The organism is uncultured Empedobacter sp., from assembly GCF_937930195.1.
GTDB classification, from domain to species: Bacteria; Bacteroidota; Bacteroidia; order Flavobacteriales; family Weeksellaceae; genus Empedobacter; species Empedobacter stercoris.
Genome location: NZ_CALGVK010000013.1, coordinates 1 through 6833, shown reverse-complemented (window position 1 = coordinate 6833; position 6833 = coordinate 1). Strand labels below are relative to the sequence as shown.

Annotated in this window: 6 protein-coding genes; 4 read left to right on the top strand and 2 right to left on the bottom strand. The window is 31.4% G+C overall.

The genetic code is table 11. The annotated features are described in order from the left end of the window. The 3 genes from rlmD to Q0616_RS00660 form a co-directional block, all read left to right on the top strand. A partial coding sequence (gene rlmD, locus Q0616_RS00670) for a 23S rRNA (uracil(1939)-C(5))-methyltransferase RlmD (protein WP_298774109.1) occupies nucleotides 1–882 on the top strand: 882 nt, incomplete at its 5' end. 16 nt (nucleotides 883–898) lie between these two features. Further along, complete coding sequence (locus Q0616_RS00665) at nucleotides 899–1501, top strand: DUF6452 family protein (RefSeq protein WP_260543724.1); 603 nt, start codon at nucleotides 899–901, stop codon at nucleotides 1499–1501. Further along, the gene (locus Q0616_RS00660) at nucleotides 1455–2141 is read left to right on the top strand and encodes a DUF6048 family protein (protein WP_298774102.1); all 687 of its coding nucleotides are present in this window, start codon (nucleotides 1455–1457) and stop codon (nucleotides 2139–2141) included. Before Q0616_RS00665 ends, Q0616_RS00660 begins: the two co-directional genes overlap by 47 nt. Nucleotides 2142–2210: 69 nt before the next feature. Here Q0616_RS00660 and lon read toward each other — a convergent pair whose 3' ends face one another. Continuing rightward, entirely contained in the window at nucleotides 2211–4649 is a 2439-nt protein-coding gene (lon, locus tag Q0616_RS00655) for an endopeptidase La (RefSeq protein ID WP_286484348.1), read from the bottom strand. Nucleotides 4650–4899: 250 nt separating this feature from the next. Between lon and Q0616_RS00650 the strand changes: the two genes are divergently transcribed. Then, on the top strand, nucleotides 4900–6339 hold the full coding sequence (locus Q0616_RS00650) for a DUF6794 domain-containing protein (protein WP_298774096.1): 1440 nt from the start codon (nucleotides 4900–4902) through the stop codon (nucleotides 6337–6339). Between the two features lie 12 nt (nucleotides 6340–6351). Here Q0616_RS00650 and Q0616_RS00645 read toward each other — a convergent pair. Continuing rightward, a partial coding sequence (locus Q0616_RS00645; protein ID WP_298774093.1) for a glycosyltransferase occupies nucleotides 6352–6833 on the bottom strand: 482 nt, incomplete at its 5' end.

The following is a 6833-nucleotide window of genomic DNA, read 5'->3' as shown; positions in this document are numbered from 1 at the left end:
AAATGTCATTTACAACGTGATCCTTCGAATGCGATTCGTGTCGAAGCAAAACGTTTTGCATTAGAACATAACTTAGATTTCTTCGATCTAAAAAATCAAGAAGGTTTATTGAGAACGCTGATGATCAGAACTTCTCAAAATGGGCAAGTAATGGCTTTAGTTCAATTTTTCCGCGAAGAAAAAGAAAATCGTGAAGCTTTCTTACAAAACTTAAAAGATAAATTTCCAGAAATTACCTCTTTATTGTATGCGATTAATCCAAAGCAAAACGATTCTGTTTATGATTTAGACATCGAAGTTTTTGCTGGTGAGGATCATATTATGGAAAAGATGGAAGATTTAAATTTCAAAATTGGTCCGAAATCTTTTTATCAAACAAATCCAGAACAAGCATACGAATTATACAAATTAACACGTGATTTTGCTGGTTTAACAGGAAACGAATTAGTGTACGATTTATATACAGGAACAGGAACAATTGCACAATTCGTTTCGAAAAATGCAAAAAAAGTAGTGGGTGTAGAATCAGTTCAAGAAGCAATTGATGCGGCGAAAGCAGCAGCTAAATTCAATGGTATTGAAAATTGTGATTTCTATTGTGGTGATATGAAAGATGTCTTAAATCAAGATTTCATCAACGAACATGGAATTCCAGATGTTTTGATTACTGATCCTCCTCGTGATGGAATGCATAAAAAAGTGGTTGAAAATATTTTATTCATGAATCCAAAACGTATTGTTTATGTTTCTTGTAACTCTGCAACACAAGCAAGAGATTTAGAATTGATGAAAGATCAATATAAAATTGTTAAAGTTCAGCCAGTTGATATGTTTCCACAAACACATCATGTAGAAAATATTGTACTTTTAGAACGAATTTAAAATTCAATTCTTGAAAATGAAAAAGTTTCAATCTATTTTAACCATTTCAATCCTCTCTATTTTAACAAGTTTTGTTATCTATAGTTGCGAAGATGATGATATTTGTACAGATGAAGGCGAAGTGCCACGTATGGTTGTAGACATGTATTACAACATTGATAAAACAACAAAATTAGAAGATACAATTTTCTATTGGGCCTATGTTTTAAAAGATTCTATTCCTACAGGAACAAGCAAAGACACTCTATTAATTGATCAAGGTTCTGTCAATATGAAATCGAGTTTTGCTACGCCAATTCGTCAGAATAAGCAAAAAGAAATTTATTATACTGTTGCGCAAGGAAAAGATAGAGAAGTTAAAGATCCTATTACGGGGCAAGTTATTGAAACAATTAAAGCAAAACGAGATCGTTTGGTTTTAACTTACGATACAATTGGAAATGCTTATACGTCTAAAGCATGCGGTTTTGGATTAACTTTTCAAGGAGTTAATGTAAAATTGGTAACCAAAAGTGAAAGTAGCGCTGGAAATTGGATTAAAGGAATAGAAACTGTAAATACTGAAATAAAAGATGGTTCGACAACTATTATTAAGCTTTTTGCTGACGAGCGCAACTAATTTTGCTTTTGCGCAAATAAATAAAACTGACTCAACAAAAGTAACAGTCACGGATTCTATTCCAAAGAAAAAGAACCATGATATTTTTATTGGTGTAGATGTTTTTAATCCTATTGTAGCAGCTTTTAGCGATAAAAAAGGTGTTAGCGCTTTTGCTTCATACCAAATTAATAATAAGTGGCACGCAGTTATAGAAGCTGGTTTTGAGAAAAATAATTTCAATGAAATCAATTGGGATGTAGATGTTGATGGAATTTTTGCGAAAGTTGGTGCAAATTGGTTTGTGACACAAGATGTCGACAATCAATCGAACGGAATTTACATTGGTGGACGTATTGCTTATTCACATTATTCGCAAACAATTAACAGCTATGCGATTCGTGATCTGCAATCAAATGAAATTATTGATACCGGAAGTTTGCCTAAAGCAAATGTAAGTAGTTATTGGATAGAAGCTGTTGTTGGTGGACGTGTAGAGATTTTTAAGAACTTTTATGGTGAATTATCTTTGCACCCTGCAGCGTATATAGGAGGAAAAAAAGATCAAGGAATTGATCCTTTGGTTATTCCTGGTTACGGGAAATATAGCGGACCGTTTAATATGCCAGTTTTTTGGGGAATTGCTTATAAGATAAGGTAAATTACTATTTATATACGAAAAAAAGGAACTCTAATTGAGTTCCTTTTTTAGTTTTGAGAAGATTTCAGATTAATCAAAAACCTTTGCTCCTTTTACTTTTTGATTCGTTAAAGCAATATCCAAAACTTCTTTCATTTCTTTGACGAAATGGAAAGTCATTCCTTTTACGTATTCCGCTTTAATTTCTTCAATATCTTTTCGGTTGTCTTCGCACAAAATAATTTCTTTGATATTTGCACGTTTTGCCGCTAAAATTTTTTCTTTAATTCCACCAACTGGTAACACCTTTCCACGAAGTGTAATCTCACCTGTCATTGCTAATTTCGCTTTCACTTTTCGTTGTGTAAAAGATGAAACTAAAGAAGTCAACATCGTAATTCCGGCAGATGGTCCATCTTTTGGCGTTGCTCCTTCTGGAACGTGAATATGCACTTTATAATTTTCGAAAACTTCTGGTTTAATACCTAATTCATCTGCATGCGATTTGATATATTCTAATGCAATTGTTGCAGATTCCTTCATCACAGTTCCTAAATTACCTGTAATAGAAAGTCCACCATTTTTCGCTTTCGATAAAATTGATTCGATAAATAAAATATCTCCACCAACACTTGTCCAAGCTAAACCTACGACAACTCCAGGAACTTCATTATTCTCATATTGATCTGGCGTGATAGAAGGTCCTAAAATTTTAGAAATATCTTCGATTGAATATTTAGCATCAAATTCTTCTTCCAACGCAATGTGTTTTGCAGCTGAACGAACCAATTTAGCAACTTTCTGATTCAATTTACGAACTCCAGATTCGCGTGTATAACCGGTGATTAAATATTCGATTTCTTTTTTTCCTAAAACAACATCTTTCTCTTTCAAACCATGATCTAACAATTGTTTTGGTAAAAGGTGACGTTTTACAATCTCTGTTTTCTCTTCGATGGTGTAACCTGCGATATTAATCATCTCCATACGATCACGTAAAGGACTTGGAATATCTCCAACATTATTTGCTGTCGCGATGAAAAACACTTTAGATAAATCGTAACCAATTTCTAAGAAATTATCATAAAAATTCGAGTTTTGTTCTGGATCTAAAACCTCTAACATTGCTGACGAAGGATCTCCATGTGCACTTGCCGTCATTTTATCAATCTCATCTAATACAAAAACAGGATTAGATGATTCAGATTTTTTGATCGATTGCAAAATACGTCCTGGCATAGCTCCGATATATGTTTTGCGATGTCCGCGAATCTCCGATTCATCATGCAAACCACCCAACGACATTCGTACATATTTACGACCAATCGCATCAGAAATAGAACGTCCTAACGAAGTTTTACCAACACCTGGAGGTCCATATAAACAAAGAATTGGCGAACGCATATCTCCTTTCAATTTCAATACGGCAAGATGTTCTAAAATACGCTCTTTTACATCTTCTAACCCATAATGATCGTGATCTAAGATTTTCTTCGCATGTTTAATATCAAAGTTATCTTTTGTCAACGTATTCCATGGTAAATCCAACATAAATTCAAGGTAATTACGCTGAATATTATGTTCTGGCATTTGTGGATTAAGGCGAGAAAGACGATTAATTTCTTTATCAAAATGGTTTGCTACATCTTCGCTCCAACTCTTTTTTAGAGCTCGTTTGCGCATGTCATTGATTTCTTCTTCCGTCGTGTTTCCTCCTAATTCTTCTTGAATCGACTTGATTTGTTGATTTAAGAAATATTCTTTTTGTTGTTGATCTAATTCTTTGCGAACTTTATTCTGAATCGTATTCTTCAACTCCAATTTCTGAAGCTCAACATTCATAAAACGCATCACTTCCATTGCGCGAAGTTTCATATCAGAAATTTCTAATAACAACTGTTTTTCATCTAAACTCAATGTTAAGTTAGACGCCACAAAATTGATTAAAAATGTATTACTTTCAATACTTTTTATCGCACCTGCAGCTTCAGAAGGTAACATTGGATTTTCTTCTACAATCTGAAAAGCTAAATCACGAATTGACTCAATAATTATTGGGTATTCTTTGTTTCGAGAAGTCGGAACTTTTTCATTCAAAGTCTCTACTTCAGCTTTAAAATAAGGATCGTCTGTAACAAACTCTTTCACTCTAAAGCGTTTCATTCCTTGTAATATCACCGTGATGTTTCCATCTGGTAATTTTATCATTCGCATAATTTTCGCTACAGTTCCTACTGTATATAAATCGTCTTGTGTAGGATCTTCCACAGCAATTTCTTTCTGCGAAAGCACTCCAATAATGCGATCTTCTTTGTAAGCTTGTGTTAAAAGCTGTATAGATTTATCTCTACCTGCTGTAATTGGCGCAACAACACCAGGAAATAAGACAGTGTTTCTTAACGATAAAATAGGCAATACCGAAGAAATATCTTGCTTATTTAGCTTACTTTCTTCGTCTTTACTCATCAAAGGAATTAATTCTATTTCTTCTTCCATTACTTGTGCTAATGACAAATTGTCTATGTTCATAATTTTTTTGTACGTTCAAAGTGTCAGTAAAACTATTTTTAACTGACGTTGACTTTTCTTATAATCCGAAAAACCACATAATAGTTCTTGATTAAAGCGTTTAGAAAAGTGAGTATAAATAAGTCAAACGTTATGCCAATAAAATATATTGTCAGTTTTTCAATAAAGGTTTTGAATGAGAATAAATAGTTATTTTCACAAAAGATAAATTTTATTCATAGTTTTAAAATCAATTACACAATTAAAATCAATGATAAAATATTACATATTCTTCATACTATTTATTTTAGGTTATACTACCATTTTTTCTCAATGGTCTGGCTTTTCACCAATTTCAGAAACCTACTCTTCTAATGGAATATATAAGTTAAAATCTATTTCATATGATGATTTTATACCTAATTTAAAAGGTGAATCAATTATATTTTTTAATCGAGAACGTGATAGTTTGAGACAAAATAAGGTATATTATAAACTAAATAGATCATTTGATTTAGATGAAAATTTTCCTTTCTTTCTTGCAATAAGTAATGATGGGAGAAAAATAATCTATTTTACAAATTATATAAACAGCCAAAATATAGAGGAAAGAAATGTGACTTATTATATTGATGGAAAAATAGCTAAAACTTATTCCTCTGAAGAGTTTACCAATTGTGATAAAAACAAAGAGAAATGCAGACTATTTTATGAAACCGAAAATAGAAATTTGTTCGAAAACTATACCTCTACCTACAAAGAGTACAATAGATCTTTATCAGAGAAAGATGTTTTTTTAACTAAAAATTTCATCTTCAATAAAAATGATACTATTTACCTTATAGATAACAGAAAACAAGTTACACTTTTTGATTTAGACAAAGGAGAAATAATCAAATCTAACATTGATTTTGACTCTATTTACACTACTATAAAAAATATTGAAACTATTAAAAGCAAAATTACAAGTTATGAATACCCATATAAATATATAATAGATGTCAAAAACTCTCTTACTAATGAAAAAATATCAGAAAGTATTAGTAAACTATCTAACTTAAAATTTATTCCGCTTGAGGATTCAACTTATAATAAATACAAACTACATAGAATAGATTTAAGCGGATATCTAAACCGAAATGGAAAATTTGAAATCCAAAATTTAAAAACAGATTCTATCTTTAATAAACAACAAATTGAAAACTATCTTTTAAATTCAACTTTTGAAACTGATTTTATTCCAAAAGAAGTTGACAAAATATATATCACAAATTTCTTTGGTGGCTACAGAAATTATGATGATAAAATTGCTGAATTAGAAACAATAAAAGATAAAGAAAAAAGAAGAATTGAAAGAGAAAAAAGACTTACTTTAGAAAAAATTGATAATATATACATTCCAAAAAATTTATATGAATCATTAACAGAATTAGATAAAATATTAGATTTCGAAGCTAAAAAAGAACTGAAAGAATCAACAGATACTTTTATGTTTAATTCTCACATGGGTGGTTTGGGTATGTGGATAAGAAACAAGTGGGGAATTAATGGTGGTTCTAGATTATCGAAATATTTTAATGATAGAAATACTGGAAAACAAATGTTTGGAAACGATGTAATTTCTGGCTTAATAATAAAACAATATATCTTATGGTTAAAAGGTGATAAAACGTCATGGAAAAAATGGGAGGAAGAAAATCCAGTGAAATAAAAAAATCGGGATTTACCCGATTTTAGATTTTGCGATTACTTTGCGATATAATTCTTCATATTGTGGAAGAATATTCGTTTTATCAAATCGTATAGCTTGTTCTTTTGCCTGATGACTAAATTCTGCCAAACGCTTTTCGTCCTCTAAAATATAGATTGCTTTTTGAGCCATCATTTCTACATCTCCAACAGGACAAACAAAACCAGTTACACCATCTATGTTTACTTCCGGAATTCCTCCTGCATTCGACGAAATAACAGGCACACTTGCTGCCATTGCTTCTAACGCTGCCAAGCCAAAACTTTCTTGTTCGGAAGGTAAAATGAATAAATCTGCTGCTTTCAATACATCATTCAAATCACTGACCATTCCAAGACTTTTCACTTTATCTTGAATTCCAAAATCTTGAATCATTTGATCTGCCATATCCCATTCAGGACCTTCTCCAGCAATAATCAATTTAGACGGAATTTGTTTCTGAATCAAATTAAATG

What these genes read in the sequence shown, in the direction of transcription:
- Q0616_RS00665 (WP_260543724.1), top strand. Translation starts at nt 899, where the DNA reads ATGAAAAAGTTTCAATCTATTTTAACCATTTCAATCCTCTCTATTTTA.
- Q0616_RS00660 (WP_298774102.1), top strand. Translation starts at nt 1,455, where the DNA reads ATGGTTCGACAACTATTATTAAGCTTTTTGCTGACGAGCGCAACTAAT.
- lon (WP_286484348.1), bottom strand. Translation starts at nt 4,649, where the DNA reads ATGAACATAGACAATTTGTCATTAGCACAAGTAATGGAAGAAGAAATA.
- Q0616_RS00650 (WP_298774096.1), top strand. Translation starts at nt 4,900, where the DNA reads ATGATAAAATATTACATATTCTTCATACTATTTATTTTAGGTTATACT.